Here is a 14,870-nt window from a genome sequence, read left to right as displayed (position 1 = left end):
CTTTTTTACCGGCCCCTGCTTTGTCGCTATAAGGTGCGCGAAAAGGTCCGCAGCCCCGTCGATGACTGGCGTGTGACCCTGTCCAGCCTTGCAGGAGTTACCCATGGCCGAAGACAAAAGCGACATCGATGTAGACGAAGATTTCGAGACCGATGGCGAGACGCCTGAAACCGTCGAGCCCATCGTCATCAGCAAGACCAATCTGACCAAGCGGCGTCTGATCGACGACATGCTCGAAGAGCGTCGCCTGAAGCGGCAGATCTCCGAGTACGACTTCGATCTGTAGCCCATGAAAAACCCCAGCCGAGGCTGGGGTTTTGCGTTGCGCGGCGACCCTTACAGCAGGGTACGACCCTTGCCAGCAGCGATGCGCATGCGCAGGGCGTTGAGCTTGATGAAGCCCGCCGCGTCGGCCTGGTTGTAGGCGCCGCCGTCTTCTTCGAAGGTGGCGATGTTGGCATCGAACAGCGACTCGTCGGACTTGCGGCCGACGACGATGACGTTGCCCTTGTACAGCTTCAGGCGTACCACACCGTTCACGCTGGCCTGGGAGGCGTCGATCATCTTCTGCAGCATCAGCCGCTCGGGGCTCCACCAGTAGCCGGTGTAGATCAGGCTGGCGTACTTGGGCATCAGCTCGTCCTTGAGGTGAGCCACCTCGCGGTCGAGGGTGATGGACTCGATGGCGCGGTGGGCCTTGAGCATGATGGTGCCGCCAGGCGTCTCGTAGCAGCCACGGGACTTCATGCCGACGTAGCGGTTCTCGACGATGTCCAGGCGACCGATGCCGTTCTCGCCGCCGATGCGGTTCAGTTCGGCCAGCACGGTGGCCGGGCTCAGCTCCTGGCCGTCGATGGCGACGATGTCACCATTGCGGTAGGTCAGCTCGAGGTAGGTCGGGGTGTCCGGCGCGGCTTCCGGAGACTTGGTCCAGCGCCACATGTCTTCTTCGTGCTCGGTCCAGGTGTCTTCCAGCACGCCGCCCTCGTAGGAGATGTGCAGCAGGTTGGCGTCCATGGAGTACGGCGACTTCTTCTTGCCGTGGCGCTCAATCGGGATCTGGTGCTTTTCGGCGTAGTCCATCAGCTTCTCGCGGGACAGCAGGTCCCACTCGCGCCAGGGTGCGATCACCTTGACGCCCGGCTTGAGCGCATAGGCGCCCAGCTCGAAACGCACCTGGTCGTTGCCCTTGCCGGTGGCGCCGTGGGAGATGGCGTCGGCGCCGGTCTCGTTGGCGATCTCGATCAGGCGCTTGGCGATCAGCGGACGGGCAATGGAGGTACCCAGCAGGTACTCGCCTTCGTAGACGGTGTTGGCACGGAACATCGGGTAGACGAAGTCGCGGACGAACTCTTCGCGCAGGTCGTCGATGTAGATTTCCTTGACGCCCATGGCCTTGGCCTTGGCGCGTGCCGGTTCGACTTCCTCGCCCTGGCCGAGGTCAGCGGTGAAGGTCACCACTTCGCAGTTATAGGTATCCTGCAGCCACTTGAGGATCACCGAGGTGTCCAGGCCGCCGGAATACGCCAGGACTACCTTCTTCACATCCGCCATGCCGTTCGCTCCCGTGTGTTGCGTTGAGTCGGAAAGCGACAATTCTACTGGTCGCCTCGCTGCTTTTACAGGGGCGCGACGCACTCTGATGTCTGGGCGACATGCGGTCGGGGCGGATCAGCCCTTGGGCTTGGCCGGCGGTGCCGGGGTGGGCGCCGGCGGTTCGGCCGGATTGGCCGCGGTGCTGGTGGTTGCCGCAGCTGGAGGCTCGGCGCTTGGCGGCACCCGCGAGAACACCAGGGTCACCCGGCGATTGAGCGCGCGATTGGCCTTGCTGCTGTTGGGCGCCACGGGGTACTGCTCGCCAAAGAAGCGCAATTCGATCTGCTCCGCGGCGAAGCCCTTGCTCTTGAGGTACTCCATCACCGCGATGGCGCGCAGCCGGGACTCCTGGCGGTTATCCAGGCGCGTGCCCTGGTTGTCGCTGTAGCCCGAGACGATGACGTGATTGACCGTCGGATCGGCCTTCAGGTACTCATCGATGAGATCGAGCTTGGCCTTGGCCAGATCGTCCAGGGTATCCCCGCCGCCCGGAAAATTGACCTGGGAATGGCGGATCTGCTCGAAATTGACCGCCAGCAGCTTCTGGGTACAGGCCTGGAACTGCTGGTAGGCCGGCTCGAAGCGCACCGGCAGCAGCCGGACCTCGACCCGGTCGTCCAGGGCGCCCGCGCGACTGACCTGGGGCATGCGCCCTTCCATCAACCCCGCCAGCAGCCGCTGCGCCTGCTGCGCGCTGGTGGCCAGCGCCTGCTCACCCTCGACGACCTTGACCGAGCCGAGGCTGATATCGCCCAGCCCCGGCTTCCAGGGCACCGCCGCCGCCTTCAGGCTGGCACTGCCCGCCGGCAGCCACTGACCATTGGGCCGTAGCTCGAACACCGTGGACTCGCCCGCGCGACGCAGGAAGCCGCCGCTGCCGAAACGAGGAATGGGCTGCAGCAGGCGACAGGCGAAGATGTCGCCCTCGACCTTCCATTCCACGCTTTCGAGCCGGCTCTGGAAGGTCATCCCCCAGGCCGGCACGACAAGCAGCAGAGAGGAAAGGAAGAGGTAACGCGAGCGCACGTCGGACTCCGGAAAGAAAAAGTACCTGGGCTTCTTATCGGTCGAAGGCGCGGAAAACTTGAGTACGGTCCCGCCGCACGGATGCCGGCTACCCCCTTTTCCGGTAGCATTTCCCCACTTTCCCGCAGCCTGGAATCCCGCATGACCGACCGGATCACCCTTGCCCGTCCCGATGACTGGCACATTCACCTGCGCGACGGCGCCGCCCTGCCGCAGACCGTCGCCGACGCTGCCCGGGAATTCGGTCGCGCCATCGTCATGCCCAACCTGGTGCCACCGGTGCGCAATGCCGAGCAGGCCGCCGCCTACCGCGAGCGTATCCTGGCCGCGCGCCCGGCCGGCAGCCGCTTCGAACCGCTGATGGTGCTCTATCTCACCGATCGCACCAGCCCGGAAGAGGTACGCAGCGCCAAGGCCAGCGGCTTCGTGCACGCCGCCAAGCTCTATCCGGCCGGCGCTACCACCAATTCCGATTCCGGCGTGACCTCGCTGGACAACCTCTTTCCCACCCTGGAAGCCATGGCCGAGATCGGCCTGCCGCTGCTGGTGCACGGCGAGGTCACCCATGCCGAGGTGGACGTCTTCGACCGCGAGAAGAAATTCATCGACGAGCATCTGGTGCGTATCGTCCAGCGCTTCCCGACGCTGAAGGTGGTGTTCGAGCACATCACCACCGGTGATGCCGCTGCCTTCGTGCGCGAGGCCCCGGCCAACGTCGGTGCCACCATCACCGTCCACCACCTGCTGTACAACCGCAACCACATGCTGGTGGGCGGGATCCGGCCGCACTTCTATTGCCTGCCGATCCTCAAGCGCAACACCCACCAGAGCGCCCTGCTGGACGCCGCCACCAGCGGCAATCCCAAATTCTTCCTCGGCACCGATTCGGCACCCCATGCCCGCCACGCCAAGGAAGCGGCCTGCGGCTGCGCCGGCTGCTACACCGCCTATGGCGCTCTGGAGCTCTATGCCGAGGCCTTCGAGAGCCGCAATGCCCTCGACCGCCTGGAAGGTTTCGCCAGCCATTTCGGCGCTGATTTCTACGGCCTGCCGCGCAATACCGAGACCGTCACCCTGGTCCGCGAGGACTGGCAGGCCCCTGCCTCCCTGCCCTTCGGTGACCACGAGGTGATTCCGCTGCGCGCCGGCGAGACCCTGCGCTGGCGTCTGGAGGTGGGCGCATGAGCATGGACGAGACCTTCAGCGACGAACTGGACGCCAGCCAGCCGATGTCCGACTCGCGCATCCCCATGGCGCGCCGCTTCCGTGGCTACCTGCCAGTGGTGGTGGATGTCGAGACCGGTGGCTTCAATGCCGCCACCGATGCCCTGCTGGAAATCGCCGCCACCACGGTGGCCATGGACGAGGACGGGGTGCTCTACCCGGACCACACCTACTTCTTCCGCGTCGAACCCTTCGCCGGCGCCAATATCGAGCCGGCGGCGCTGGAGTTCACCGGCATCAAGCTCGACCATCCGCTGCGCATGGCGGTGGGCGAGGAGCAGGCGCTCAGCGAGATCTTCAAGGGCGTGCGCAAGTCGCTCAAGGCCAACGGCTGCAAGAGAGCCATCCTGGTCGGTCACAACAGCAGCTTCGACCTGGGCTTTCTCAATGCCGCTGTGCTGCGCTGCGGCCTGAAGCGCAATCCCTTCCACCCCTTCTCCAGCTTCGATACCGCCACCCTGGCCGGCCTGGCCTATGGTCAGACGGTGCTGGCCAAGGCCTGCCAGGCCGCCGGTATCGAGTTCGATAACCGCGAAGCCCACTCGGCCCGCTACGACACCGAGAAGACCGCCGAGCTGTTCTGCGGCATCGTCAATCGCTGGCGGGAGATGGGTGGCTGGGTCGATCTCGACTGACCGTCCGTCGCCCGCCCTGCCGTTAATGAGATTTTGCCGCCTACAACTTTGACAATCATTCTCATTGTCATTAGCTTTGGCGGCACCTCCACTCATACAGCAGGCGATCCATGTACGTGTGTCTTTGCCGTGGCGTGACCGATAAGCAGATTCGCGAAGCCATCTATGAGGGCTGCTGCAGTTATCGGGAAGTCCGGGAAAGCACGGGTTGCGCCACCCAGTGCGGCAAGTGCGCCTGCCTCGCCAAGCAGGTGGTCAAGGAAACCCTCGGTGAGCTGCACGGCGCCCAGCAGCTCGCCTATGCGCTGGACGTCCCACGCGCCTGAGCGATACCCCTGCAAAAAAAGCCGGACCTTGCGTCCGGCTTTTTTATTGTCTAATCAAACGCTTACGGAAAGGATGGAAAAGCTTTCGATTACCGTTCGATTTTCGTCGATTTTTCAACAACTTAAGCTTTTGACAAAGGGCCCTCCCACGCTCAGACTGCCGGCAATCCCACCCGATTTGCAGGTCCGGCCATGAAAGGCGATATCACCGTCATCCAGCATTTGAACAAGATCCTCGGCAACGAACTGGTGGCCATCAACCAGTATTTCCTGCACTCGCGGATGTACAACGACTGGGGTATCCGCAAGCTGGGTCATCACGAGTACAAGGAATCCATCGACGAGATGAAGCACGCCGATCGCCTGATCGAGCGCATTCTGTTCCTGGAAGGCCTGCCCAACCTGCAGGACCTGGGCAAGCTGATGATCGGCGAGAACACCCAGGAGATGATCCAGTGCGACCTGCGCCTGGAAATCAGCGCCGTGGCCGACCTGCGTGAAGCCATCACCTACTGCGAGAGCGTGCGGGACTATGTGAGTCGCGACATGCTCAAGAGCATTCTCGAATCCGAGGAAGAACATATCGACTGGCTGGAGACCCAGCTGAGCCTCATCGCCAGCGTCGGGATCGAGAACTACATCCAGTCGCAGATGCACGACGACGATTGATCGGGCAGCCGCCCATAAAAAAAGCCCGCACGCTGCGGGCTTTTTTTATGGGCCAGGGACTCAGGCGTCCTTGGTTTCCACGGCCTGCTTGATCAGGGTCTGCAACTCGCCCTTCTCATAGAGCTCAGCCAGGATGTCGCTGCCGCCGACCAGCTCACCGCCGACCCACAGCTGGGGGAAGGTCGGCCAGTTGGCGTACTTGGGCAGGTTGGCGCGGATTTCCGGATTCTGCAGGATGTCGACATAGGCGAATTTTTCGCCACAGGCCATCAGCACCTGCGCGGCGCGGGAAGAGAAGCCGCACTGAGGCGCGTTCGGCGAACCCTTCATGTAGAGCAGCACGGGATTGTTGGCAATCTGGTCTTTGATGGTATCGATGATTTCCACGATGCACCTCGCTAATACGGTGGGACGATTGTAACGGAAAGGCCGGTGGAACGCCGGGATTTCCGCGACGTCCAGCCCATGACAGGCGCGGCTCGACCTGCAAATCGACCACGCTCCGGCACCACCGTTCGCCGCCATGACCACGATCCGGCGCGCCGCCGAGCAAACTTTGCGGACGCGGCCGTGGTCAGGTTAAGGGTAGGCGCCGCTCGGTAAGCCTGATCCAAGACCCCCAGGAGAACTCCATGAGCCTGTTCAGCACCATCCTATCCAAGCTCGGCATCGGTGAAGCCCACGCGGACACCCCTGCCGCCGCGCCCACTACCGGTGCCACCGAGACCACCACGCCCGCCGGTAGCACCGCCTCCGCAGGTGCTGGCAGCCATATGAGCCAGGTGGACGTCGCCGCCAAGCTGGACGGCCTGGCCGCTCAGAAAGGCGAGCAACTCAACTGGAAGACCTCCATCGTCGACCTGCTCAAGCTCCTCGACCTGGACAGCAGCCTGACCGCACGCCAGGAACTGGCTAAGGAACTGAACTGTCCGGCCGACAAGCTGGGCGACTCCGCCCAGATGAACATGTGGCTGCACAAGGCCGTCCTGCAGAAGCTGGCCGACAACGGCGGCAACGTTCCCGCCGACCTGCTGTAAGGCTACCGCCAACTGATCCGTCTCGGGCCAGCCGCCCTGCCTGAAGGGCCTGGCCTGCGATGGTGGTAAAATGCGACATGAACTTATACCATTTCGCCTTTGGTCTTTCCGCCGTTTGAAACGGCATGCTCTCAGGTTCGCCGCGTCCTCCATGGACGGCCGTTACCGGGACGGGACGCTAGGGTAACGAAATGACGGTTCGCCACTTTCTCTCTTTCATGGACTGTTCCCCCGAGGAACTCCGGCAACTCATCGCACGCGGCATCGAGCTCAAGGCCCTGCGCAACCGGGGTGTGCTGCACGAGCCCCTGCGCAATCGCGTCCTGGGCATGATCTTCGAAAAGGCCTCGACCCGTACCCGCCTCTCCTTCGAGGCCGGCATGATCCAGCTCGGCGGCCAGGCGATCTTCCTCTCTTCCCGTGATACCCAACTTGGTCGCGGCGAACCTGTCCCGGACAGCGCCCGCGTCATGTCGAGCATGCTCGACGGCGTGATGATCCGTACCTATGCTCACGAGATGCTCACCACCTTCGCCGCCAATTCCAGGATGCCGGTAATCAATGGCCTGTCGGATGATCTGCACCCCTGCCAGCTGCTCGCCGACATGCAGACCTTCTTCGAACATCGGGGCGATATCCGCGGCAAGACCGTGGCCTGGATCGGCGATGGCAACAACATGTGCAACAGCTACATCGAAGCGGCCGAGCAGCTCGATTTCACCCTGCGCATCGCCTGCCCGGAAGGCTATGAGCCCAATCCGCGCTTCCTCGAACGCGCCGGCGATCGCGTGCAGCTGACCCGGGATCCACGCGAGGCGGTGGCCCAGGCCCACCTGGTCAGTACCGACGTCTGGACCTCCATGGGCCAGGAAGAGGAAACCCGCCTGCGCCTGGCGGCCTTCAAGCCCTACCAGGTCACCGCCCAACTGCTCGATGGCGCCGCGCCCGATGTGCTGTTCATGCACTGCCTGCCGGCCCACCGCGGGGAAGAGATCAGCCACACCCTGCTGGACGATGCCCGCGCCGTGGTCTGGGACGAAGCCGAAAATCGCCTGCATGCCCAGAAGGCCCTGCTCGAATTTCTCATCAGGCCGCCGCTGCACGCCTGAACCCGGCAGAAGCCTCGGCTGCGTCAGGCAGTCGAGACCCTTTCGCTACAGCAACAGCTGTCCACGCAGCACCGTCACCGCCCGCCCGGCGATACTGACCCGGTCGCCCTCCAGTCGACACCTGAGCTGCCCGCCCCGGGCCGAAAGCTGCTGGGCGGTGAGCATCCGCTTGGCCAGTCGTCGCGACCAGTAGGGAATCAGGCTGCAATGCGCCGAACCGGTGACGGGATCTTCATCCACACCCACTGCCGGGGCGAAGAAGCGCGAAACGAAGTCCACCTCCTGCCCCCGCGCGGTCACGATGACGCCTTGCCAGGGGAGCCGGGCGATGGCCGCCAGGTCCGGCTTGCAGTCACGCACCGCCTGCTCCGACTCCAGCAGCACCAGCAGCTTGTCCGCCGCCAGGGCATCCACCGGCGAGACCCGCAGGGCACGTTCCAGCTCGGGAGTCACCCCCTGCTCCGTGGGCACCAGCGCGGGGAAATCCAGCGCCAGCAGTCCATCGGCTTCGCGAAACACCCGCAGGACGCCCGACTGACTGATGAACTCCAGGCGATCACCCGCTTCGCCATAGATTTCGAACAGGATGTGCGCGGCAGCCAGGGTGGCATGACCGCACAGGGGTACCTCGGTCCGCGGGGTAAACCAGCGGATGCGCCAGGTGTCCTCCTCCCACACCACGAAGGCGGTTTCCGAAAGATTGTGCTCGGTGGCGATCCGCTGCAGCAGCTCATCGGCCGGCCAGCTGTCCAGGCGGTAGACCGCGGCGGGATTGCCACGGAAGAACTGATCGGTGAAGGCATCGACCTGATGAAATTCTAGGGGCATGCGCGCTACCCTGAGCAGAAGAAGAGAAACAGCAAGCATCGACGTCGCACGGGCACCCGGCCTCTGATGATCCCTGACAGCAACGGCTATACCTTGAGACCTGCCAACCGGCCGGTTGTCGCCAGAAGTCCTATGACCAAAATAGCAGGCGGCGTCGCATCGGCAATGAATTGTCGAACGTCGTCACTGTTTTTGCGCTCAGGAGCTTTGACAGCTTTCATATTTGAAATTAGATTTTCGGTTGCGAACAAATGGCTCTCCGGCCACCTATAAATACAACAACCACGAGGCTCCTCCATGAGTACTCTTCCGGCTCCAACGCTACGCGGTCAATGCATCGCCGAATTCCTCGGCACAGCCCTCCTCATCTTTTTCGGTACCGGTTGCGTGGCGGCCGCGAAGGTCGGCGGCGCTACTCTCGGCCTCTGGGAGATCAGTATCATCTGGGGCGTCGGCGTGAGCATGGCGGTCTACCTGTCCGCCGGTGTCTCCGGCGCGCATCTCAGTCCGGCCGTCACCATCGCCCTCTGGCTGTTCGGTGGCTTCGAAAGACGCAAGGTCCCGGCCTACATCCTGGCCCAGGTGGCCGGCGCCTTCTGCGGTGCGGCGCTGGTCTACGGCCTCTACAGCAGCCTGTTTTTCGATTATGAACAGGCCCATCACATGGTCCGCGGCAGCCAGGCGAGCCTGGAGCTGGCCGGCGTCTTCTCCACCTATCCCCATCCGTCCCTGTCGGTTGGCCAGGCCTTCCTGGTCGAGGCCGTCATCACCGCCATCCTGCTGGCCATGATCATGGCCCTCACCGACGACGGCAACGGCCTGCCCCGCGGTCCGCTCGCACCCCTGCTGATCGGCCTGCTGATCGCCGTGATCGGTGGCTCCATGGGTCCGCTGACCGGCTTCGCCATGAACCCGGCTCGCGATTTCGGACCCAAGCTGATGACCTTCTTTGCCGGCTGGGGCGAGATCGCCTTCACCGGTGGCCGTGACATCCCCTACTTCCTGGTGCCCATCTTCGGCCCCATCGTCGGTGCCTGCCTGGGCGCCGCCGGTTACAAGGCGCTGATTTGCCGCCATCTGCCCGGCCTGGCTTCGGGTGCCTGCGACGTCCCGGCCAAGGCCGAGGACAGTGCCCGCACCGAAGTGACCTCCGCCTCCAAAGCGTCCTGATCGCCGCGAATCACAATAAGGAACAAGACCATGACCGACCAGAACAAGCAGTACATCGTCGCGCTCGACCAGGGCACCACCAGCTCGCGCGCCATCGTGCTGGACCGTAACGCCAACGTGGTGACCATCGCCCAGCGCGAATTCGCGCAGATCTACCCGCAGGCCGGCTGGGTCGAGCACGACCCCATGGAGATCTGGGCCACCCAGAGCGCGGTGTTCGTCGAGGCGCTGGCCCAGGCCAGCATCAGCAACGAGCAGATCGCCGCCATCGGCATCACCAACCAGCGGGAAACCGCCATCGTCTGGGACAAGACCACCGGCCGTCCCATCTACAACGCCATCGTCTGGCAGAGCCGCCAGAGCACCGCGATCTGCGACCAGCTCAAGCGCGACGGCATGGAAGACCATATCCGCAAGACCACCGGCCTGGTGATCGACCCCTACTTCTCGGGCACCAAGATCAAGTGGATCCTCGATCATGTCGAAGGCAGCCGTGAACGCGCCCGCCGTGGCGAGCTGCTGTTCGGCACCGTCGATACCTGGCTGATCTGGAAGATGACCCAGGGTCAGGCCCACGTGACCGACTACACCAACGCCTCGCGCACCCTGCTGTTCGATATCCACAAGCGCGAGTGGGACGCCACCATGCTCGAGGTGCTGGACATCCCGCGCGAGATGCTGCCGGAAGTGAAGTCCTCCTCCGAGGTCTATGGCCACGCGCACCTGGGCAGCGGCCAGACCACCGGCATCCCCATCGCCGGTATCGCCGGCGATCAGCAGGCGGCGCTGTTCGGCCAGATGTGCGTGGAACCCGGCCAGGCCAAGAACACCTATGGCACCGGTTGCTTCCTGCTGATGAACACCGGCGAGAAGGCGGTACAGTCCCAGCACGGCCTGCTGACCACCATCGCCTGCGGTCCCCGCGGCGAGGTCAACTACGCCCTGGAAGGCGCCATCTTCAACGGTGGCTCCACCGTCCAGTGGCTGCGCGACGAACTCAAGGTGATCAACGACTCCCTGGACTCCGAGTACTTCGCCACCAAGGTGACCGACAGCAACGGCGTCTACCTGGTCCCGGCCTTCACCGGCCTGGGCGCGCCCTACTGGGATCCCTATGCCCGCGGTGCGCTGTTCGGCCTGACCCGTGGCGTCAAGGTGGACCACATCATCCGCGCCACCCTGGAATCCATCGCCTTCCAGACCCGCGATGTGCTGGATGCCATGCAGCAGGACGCTGGCGAAGCCCTGAAGTCCCTGCGCGTAGACGGCGGCGCCACCGCCAATAACTTCCTCATGCAGTTCCAGTCGGACGTGCTCGGTACCCGGGTCGAGCGGCCGGTAATGAAGGAGACCACCGCCCTTGGCGCGGCCTACCTGGCCGGTCTCGCCACCGGTTTCTGGAGCAGCCTGGACGAGTTGCGCAGCAAGAGCACCATCGAACGGGTCTTCGAACCGGCATGCGACCCGACCAAGAGAGACACCCTGTACAAGGGCTGGAAAAAGGCCGTCGAGCGCACCCGCGGCTGGGCCCTGGACTGAGTGACTCCGTTGCGGAAGGTGCCGGCGGTTGCCCGGCGGCCTTCCGGACGGCTCTCCATGAGACCGGCGTCTTCCGACGCCGGTCTTGCTTTGCGCGACAAGCGCTTTCCACCCGGAAAGACCTACGGCATCCTCTGTGAATTTACTCGATCACCTCAAGGAAGCCGCAATGAGCCTGGCGCCTCGCCAACAGCAGATTCTCGAACTGGTCCGTGAGCGCGGCTACGTCAGCATCGAAGAGCTGGCCCAGCATTTCTCCGTCACCCCGCAGACGATCCGCCGCGATATCAACCAGCTCGCCGAGGCCGGCCTGCTGCGGCGCTACCATGGCGGCGCTGCCCACGACTCCAGCGTGGAGAACACCGAATACAGCATGAGGGCCGGCCAGATGCGCGAGGAAAAGCGCCTGATCGCCGAAGCCGTGGCCGCCGCCGTACCCGACCATGCCTCGCTGTTCATCAATATCGGCACCACCACCGAGGCCATCGCCCATGCCCTGCTCGGGCATCGCAGCCTCAAGGTCATCACCAACAACCTGCACGTGGCCAACATCCTCAGCGCCAAGGACGACTTCGACGTCCTGATCGCCAGCGGCAAGGTGCGCAGCGACGGCGGCGTGGTGGGCCAGGCGACCGCCGACTTCATCAAGCAGTTCAAGGTCGACTACGCCCTGGTTGGCATCAGCGGCATCGACGAAGACGGCACCCTGCTGGACTTCGACTACCAGGAGGTCTGCGTCTCCCAGGCCATCATCCATAACGCCCGCCAGGTGTTTCTTGCCGCCGATTCCAGCAAGTTCGGTCGCAACGCCATGATCCGCCTGGGCAGCCTGGAGCAGATCGACCAGCTCTTCACCGAGCGCGAGCCGTCACCCGCCTTCGCCCGCTGCCTGCAGGAATGGCAGGTCAAGGTGGAAGTGGCGCGCCCGCGCTGAGCTCCCCGGGCGACGACCATTCGTCGCCTGTCTTCTCTCTATATTCGTTTTTTTTCGTTTTAGCGGTCTGAAGACACAGACCTGGCTAGAACCTGAGTTTTTGCTGGGCTATTATGTTCGAAACCGAATAATTATGTTCGTTTCACAGGAGGCATCATGGCCCAGGCACCCACTGCAACTCCCCGGACTTACGATCTCGCCGTCATCGGCGGTGGCATCAACGGCGTAGGCATCGCGGCCGATGCCGCCGGTCGGGGTCTGTCGGTGTTTCTCTGTGAACGCGACGACCTGGCGAGCCATACCTCGTCCGCCAGCAGCAAGCTGATCCACGGCGGCCTGCGCTACCTGGAACATCACGAATTCCGCCTGGTGCGCGAAGCCCTCGCCGAGCGTGAGGTGCTGCTGGCCAAGGCGCCCCATATCGTCAAGCCGATGCGCTTCGTCCTGCCCCACCGCCCGCACCTGCGTCCGGCGTGGATGATCCGGGCCGGTCTCTTCCTTTATGACCACCTCGGCAAGCGCGAAAAGCTGCCGGGTTCCCGTGGCCTGAAGTTCGATGCCCAGGGGCCGCTCAAGGCCGAGATCAAGCGCGGCTTCGAATATTCCGACTGCTGGGTGGACGATGCCCGCCTGGTGGTGCTCAACGCCATGCAGGCGCGTGACAAGGGTGCCGACATCGTGACCCGCACCCGTTGCGTCAGCGCCCGCCGCGTCGAGGGTCACTGGGAGGTCGAGGTCGAAGGTCCTCAGGGTCGCCAGCAGATCCGTGCCAAGGGCCTGGTCAATGCCGCCGGTCCCTGGGTCGCAAGCTTCATTCGCCAGGACCTGCAGCAGAAGTCGCCTTACGGGATCCGCCTGATCCAGGGCAGTCACGTCATCGTGCCCAAGCTGTACGAAGGCGAGCAGGCCTACATCATGCAGAACGAAGATCGCCGCATCGTCTTCGCCATTCCCTATCTCGGCCAGTACACCATGGTCGGTACCACGGATCGCGAGTACCAGGGCGATCCGGCCAAGGTGACCATCACCGACCAGGAAATCGACTATGTCCTGGGCGTGGCCAATGCCCACTTCCGCAAGCAGCTCAGCCGCGACGATGTTCTGCATACCTTCTCCGGCGTACGCCCGCTGTGCGACGACGAATCGGACAACCCTTCCGCCATCACCCGCGACTACACCCTGTCGCTGGCCGAGGAGCAGGGTGCCCCGCTGCTATCGGTGTTCGGGGGCAAGCTGACCACCTACCGCAAGCTCGCCGAGTCGGCGATGGCGCAGTTGCAGCCCTTCTTCCCGCAGCTGGGCAACAGCTGGACCGCATCGGCACCGCTGCCCGGTGGCGAGAACATGACCACACCCCAGGCGCTGACCCGCGAGTTGCTGGACAAGGTCAGTGGCCTGACGCCAGCCCTCGCGCAGCGTTGGGCAACCACCTATGGCAACCGGGTCTGGACCCTGCTCGGTGACGGACGCTCGGTGGAGACGCTGGGCAAGGTGATAGGTGCCGACCTGTACGCGCGGGAAGTCGAGTACCTGCAACGATACGAGTGGGTCACCAGTGCCGATGACGTGCTCTGGCGGCGGACCAAGCTGGGCCTGGTATTCAGCGATGCCGAACGGGCTGCGCTGGAAGACTTCCTGGCGCATTCGGAACCGGCCCAGGACAGCAAGGACAGCAACGCCGCCTGAGTGGGGTTCTGGTCTGTCCCCAGGCGGGCAATCTGGTTGGGGGCACTCGATTCATCAATCGCAGTGGATTCTGCAGCGGCTGGCGTGGCGGAAGATGGCCAGTACCATGAAAAGTCTTCATGATGCGGCTTTACTTCCAGCGCCAGTGCCATGTTCGAACTCCGTCACCTGAAAACCCTGCATGCTCTCCGCGAATCCTCCAGCCTGGTGGAAGCGGCGGAGCGTTTGCACCTGACCCAATCCGCCCTCTCCCATCAGTTCAAGGAACTGGAAGAGCGCCTGGGTACCCCACTGTTCATCCGCAAGACCAAGCCCATCCGCTTCACCAGTGCCGGCCTGCGGCTGCTGCAGACCGCGGACGCGGTGTTGCCGCATCTGCGCAGTGCCGAGCGGGACCTGGCGCGGCTGGTGGGCGGGACCGCGGGACGGCTGCACATGGCCATCGAATGCCACAGCTGCTTCCAGTGGCTGATGCCCACCATCGACCAATTCCGTGATTCCTGGCCGGAAGTGGAGCTGGACCTGGCCTCCGGGTTCTCCTTCGCGCCCCTGCCGGCCCTGGCCCGAGGCGATCTGGATCTGGTGGTGACGGCCGATCCGGTGGACCTTTCGGGCGTCACCTACGTGCCACTGTTCACCTACGAGGCCCTGCTGGCGGTGGCCAACCAGCATCCGCTGGCGCAGCGTCCCTATATCGTCCCTGAGGACCTCGCCCAGGAAACGCAGATCACCTATCCGGTGGAGCGCGATCGACTGGATATCTTCACCCGCTTTCTCGATCCGGCCGACGTCGAGCCGTTGTCGATACGCACGGCGGAGATGACGGTGATGATGCTGCAGCTGGTGGCGTCGGGTCGTGGCGTCTGCTGCCTGCCCAACTGGGCGATTCACGAATACAGCTCACGCGGCTATGTCACCGCGCGCCGACTCGGTGAGAAGGGGCTGTATGCGACGCTCTATGCGGCGATCCGCGAAGACATGCTGGAGGCGCCTTTCATGCAGGATTTCCTGCTGACCGCCAAGGACACCTCCTTCGCCACCCTGGAAGGGGTCAGCAGCGCGCGCTGAGTCGGCGCGCTGCTCGCGAGGGG

The 14,870-nt window shown here is 63.9% G+C and carries 16 protein-coding genes; 12 read left to right on the top strand and 4 right to left on the bottom strand.

Translation table 11 applies throughout. From position 1 onward, the window contains the following. The first annotated feature begins 103 nt into the window (after window positions 1–103). Window positions 104–286, top strand: coding sequence for a PA3496 family putative envelope integrity protein (locus tag QE444_RS11645; RefSeq protein WP_064307213.1), 183 nt, complete (start codon window positions 104–106; stop codon window positions 284–286). A gap of 50 nt (window positions 287–336) precedes the next feature. Here the strand turns inward: QE444_RS11645 and QE444_RS11640 are convergent, their stop codons facing one another. Both QE444_RS11640 and QE444_RS11635 read right to left on the bottom strand, forming a co-directional pair. After that, a complete protein-coding gene (locus QE444_RS11640; protein WP_133859418.1) occupies window positions 337–1,554 on the bottom strand; it encodes an argininosuccinate synthase in 1,218 nt (405 codons plus the stop codon). A gap of 117 nt (window positions 1,555–1,671) precedes the next feature. Continuing rightward, on the bottom strand, window positions 1,672–2,622 hold the full coding sequence (locus QE444_RS11635; RefSeq protein WP_309738630.1) for an OmpA family protein: 951 nt from the start codon (window positions 2,620–2,622) through the stop codon (window positions 1,672–1,674). A gap of 141 nt (window positions 2,623–2,763) precedes the next feature. Between QE444_RS11635 and pyrC the strand changes: the two genes are divergently transcribed. The 4 genes from pyrC (at window position 2,764) to bfr (ending at window position 5,476) form a co-directional block, all read left to right on the top strand. After that, the gene (gene pyrC / locus QE444_RS11630; protein WP_309738629.1) at window positions 2,764–3,807 is read left to right on the top strand and encodes a dihydroorotase; all 1,044 of its coding nucleotides are present in this window, start codon (window positions 2,764–2,766) and stop codon (window positions 3,805–3,807) included. A 2-nt stretch (window positions 3,808–3,809) separates the two neighbouring features. Further along, the gene (rnt, locus tag QE444_RS11625; RefSeq protein ID WP_405046278.1) at window positions 3,810–4,481 is read left to right on the top strand and encodes a ribonuclease T; all 672 of its coding nucleotides are present in this window, start codon (window positions 3,810–3,812) and stop codon (window positions 4,479–4,481) included. A 110-nt stretch (window positions 4,482–4,591) separates the two neighbouring features. After that, window positions 4,592–4,807 carry a bacterioferritin-associated ferredoxin gene (locus tag QE444_RS11620; protein ID WP_007162750.1) on the top strand — a complete coding sequence of 72 codons (216 nt, stop codon included), beginning with the start codon at window positions 4,592–4,594 and terminating at the stop codon, window positions 4,805–4,807. A 192-nt stretch (window positions 4,808–4,999) separates the two neighbouring features. Then, window positions 5,000–5,476 carry a bacterioferritin gene (gene bfr / locus QE444_RS11615; RefSeq protein WP_017640309.1) on the top strand — a complete coding sequence of 159 codons (477 nt, stop codon included), beginning with the start codon at window positions 5,000–5,002 and terminating at the stop codon, window positions 5,474–5,476. Between the two features lie 60 nt (window positions 5,477–5,536). Here bfr and grxD read toward each other — a convergent pair whose 3' ends face one another. Continuing rightward, window positions 5,537–5,863, bottom strand: a complete 327-nt coding sequence (gene grxD / locus QE444_RS11610) for a Grx4 family monothiol glutaredoxin (protein ID WP_017640308.1) — start codon at window positions 5,861–5,863, stop codon at window positions 5,537–5,539. A 245-nt stretch (window positions 5,864–6,108) separates the two neighbouring features. Here grxD and QE444_RS11605 point away from each other — a divergent pair, with 245 nt between their 5' ends. Together QE444_RS11605 and argF are read left to right on the top strand one after the other, a co-directional pair. Then, complete coding sequence (locus QE444_RS11605) at window positions 6,109–6,513, top strand: DUF3597 domain-containing protein (protein WP_187978974.1); 405 nt, start codon at window positions 6,109–6,111, stop codon at window positions 6,511–6,513. A 191-nt stretch (window positions 6,514–6,704) separates the two neighbouring features. Continuing rightward, complete coding sequence (gene argF, locus QE444_RS11600) at window positions 6,705–7,622, top strand: ornithine carbamoyltransferase (RefSeq protein ID WP_309738621.1); 918 nt, start codon at window positions 6,705–6,707, stop codon at window positions 7,620–7,622. A 45-nt stretch (window positions 7,623–7,667) separates the two neighbouring features. Here argF and QE444_RS11595 read toward each other — a convergent pair whose 3' ends face one another. After that, entirely contained in the window at window positions 7,668–8,450 is a 783-nt protein-coding gene (locus QE444_RS11595; protein WP_273862919.1) for a PhzF family phenazine biosynthesis protein, read from the bottom strand. A gap of 297 nt (window positions 8,451–8,747) precedes the next feature. On the opposite strand from QE444_RS11595, the gene QE444_RS11590 reads away from it, so the two are divergent. The 5 genes from QE444_RS11590 (at window position 8,748) to metR (ending at window position 14,847) form a co-directional block, all read left to right on the top strand. Beyond that, on the top strand, window positions 8,748–9,620 hold the full coding sequence (locus QE444_RS11590) for an MIP/aquaporin family protein (RefSeq protein ID WP_133859426.1): 873 nt from the start codon (window positions 8,748–8,750) through the stop codon (window positions 9,618–9,620). Window positions 9,621–9,650: 30 nt separating this feature from the next. Continuing rightward, window positions 9,651–11,159 carry a glycerol kinase GlpK gene (glpK, locus tag QE444_RS11585; protein WP_187978971.1) on the top strand — a complete coding sequence of 503 codons (1,509 nt, stop codon included), beginning with the start codon at window positions 9,651–9,653 and terminating at the stop codon, window positions 11,157–11,159. A 169-nt stretch (window positions 11,160–11,328) separates the two neighbouring features. Further along, window positions 11,329–12,093 carry a DeoR/GlpR family DNA-binding transcription regulator gene (locus QE444_RS11580; protein WP_133859428.1) on the top strand — a complete coding sequence of 255 codons (765 nt, stop codon included), beginning with the start codon at window positions 11,329–11,331 and terminating at the stop codon, window positions 12,091–12,093. Between the two features lie 156 nt (window positions 12,094–12,249). Continuing rightward, window positions 12,250–13,779: a glycerol-3-phosphate dehydrogenase gene (glpD, locus tag QE444_RS11575; protein ID WP_309738616.1), complete on the top strand. Its 1,530-nt coding sequence runs from the start codon at window positions 12,250–12,252 to the stop codon at window positions 13,777–13,779. Between the two features lie 150 nt (window positions 13,780–13,929). After that, a complete protein-coding gene (metR, locus tag QE444_RS11570) occupies window positions 13,930–14,847 on the top strand; it encodes a transcriptional regulator MetR (protein ID WP_059227569.1) in 918 nt (305 codons plus the stop codon). The last annotated feature ends 23 nt before the right edge of the window (window positions 14,848–14,870 follow it).

Source organism: Pseudomonas sp. SORGH_AS_0199 (assembly GCF_031453735.1).
Taxonomy (GTDB): domain Bacteria; phylum Pseudomonadota; class Gammaproteobacteria; order Pseudomonadales; family Pseudomonadaceae; genus Chryseomonas; species Chryseomonas aestiva.
Note: the sequence above shows the minus strand (reverse complement) of the source record. Positions and strands in the feature narration are given on the sequence as shown.

Excerpts from the sequence above, each read along its gene's own strand:
- glpD (WP_309738616.1), top strand. The coding sequence starts at position 12,250 with ATGGCCCAGGCACCCACTGCAACTCCCCGGACTTACGATCTCGCCGTC.
- glpK (WP_187978971.1), top strand. The coding sequence starts at position 9,651 with ATGACCGACCAGAACAAGCAGTACATCGTCGCGCTCGACCAGGGCACC.
- metR (WP_059227569.1), top strand. The coding sequence starts at position 13,930 with ATGTTCGAACTCCGTCACCTGAAAACCCTGCATGCTCTCCGCGAATCC.
- QE444_RS11640 (WP_133859418.1), bottom strand. The coding sequence starts at position 1,554 with ATGGCGGATGTGAAGAAGGTAGTCCTGGCGTATTCCGGCGGCCTGGAC.
- pyrC (WP_309738629.1), top strand. The coding sequence starts at position 2,764 with ATGACCGACCGGATCACCCTTGCCCGTCCCGATGACTGGCACATTCAC.
- QE444_RS11645 (WP_064307213.1), top strand. The coding sequence starts at position 104 with ATGGCCGAAGACAAAAGCGACATCGATGTAGACGAAGATTTCGAGACC.
- QE444_RS11580 (WP_133859428.1), top strand. The coding sequence starts at position 11,329 with ATGAGCCTGGCGCCTCGCCAACAGCAGATTCTCGAACTGGTCCGTGAG.
- QE444_RS11590 (WP_133859426.1), top strand. The coding sequence starts at position 8,748 with ATGAGTACTCTTCCGGCTCCAACGCTACGCGGTCAATGCATCGCCGAA.
- argF (WP_309738621.1), top strand. The coding sequence starts at position 6,705 with ATGACGGTTCGCCACTTTCTCTCTTTCATGGACTGTTCCCCCGAGGAA.
- rnt (WP_405046278.1), top strand. The coding sequence starts at position 3,810 with ATGGACGAGACCTTCAGCGACGAACTGGACGCCAGCCAGCCGATGTCC.
- QE444_RS11620 (WP_007162750.1), top strand. The coding sequence starts at position 4,592 with ATGTACGTGTGTCTTTGCCGTGGCGTGACCGATAAGCAGATTCGCGAA.
- QE444_RS11595 (WP_273862919.1), bottom strand. The coding sequence starts at position 8,450 with ATGCCCCTAGAATTTCATCAGGTCGATGCCTTCACCGATCAGTTCTTC.
- bfr (WP_017640309.1), top strand. The coding sequence starts at position 5,000 with ATGAAAGGCGATATCACCGTCATCCAGCATTTGAACAAGATCCTCGGC.
- QE444_RS11605 (WP_187978974.1), top strand. The coding sequence starts at position 6,109 with ATGAGCCTGTTCAGCACCATCCTATCCAAGCTCGGCATCGGTGAAGCC.